Origin of the sequence: Clostridium sp. DFI.1.208 (assembly GCF_024463855.1) — a bacterium.
Lineage (GTDB): Bacteria > Bacillota_I > Bacilli_A > Erysipelotrichales > Erysipelotrichaceae > Clostridium_AQ.
In genome coordinates, this window is the sequence record NZ_JANGCA010000222.1 from 1 (window position 1) to 353 (window position 353).

1 protein-coding gene is annotated in these 353 nt (G+C 47.9%); it reads left to right on the forward strand.

Annotated elements, in window-relative coordinates:
- On the forward strand, positions 1 to 353 hold a 353-nt coding region (locus NE665_RS24130; RefSeq protein ID WP_256302733.1), incomplete at both ends, for a hypothetical protein.

A 353-nucleotide genomic window follows, 5' to 3' on the forward strand; every position in this document is an offset into this window, starting at 1 on the left:
CCTATCCACTGACACTGGGGGAGTATCTGCAGGATACGAGCATCACCGTATTGGGGAAGAAGCTGAAAAACAAAGAAAGCTTCTATCTGTATCATGCCAGAGAGGATCGCTACAATGCTTCCTTTTCCAAGAAGCTGCGAGCATATAGCGACAAAGAAAAGACGAAGGTGTTCGTATTGAATACCTCCCGGATCATACAGCCGGAGGGGGACAAGGAGAAGAAGGCGATGGATGAGGGGATGAGCATCATCAATGAGACGATGAGCCTCAGCCTTTCTCCAAGCGTTTACTATATCAAGGATGGCGAAGTCAGAGCAGTATTGAAGGACAATGCAACAGAGAAGGAGATAGCC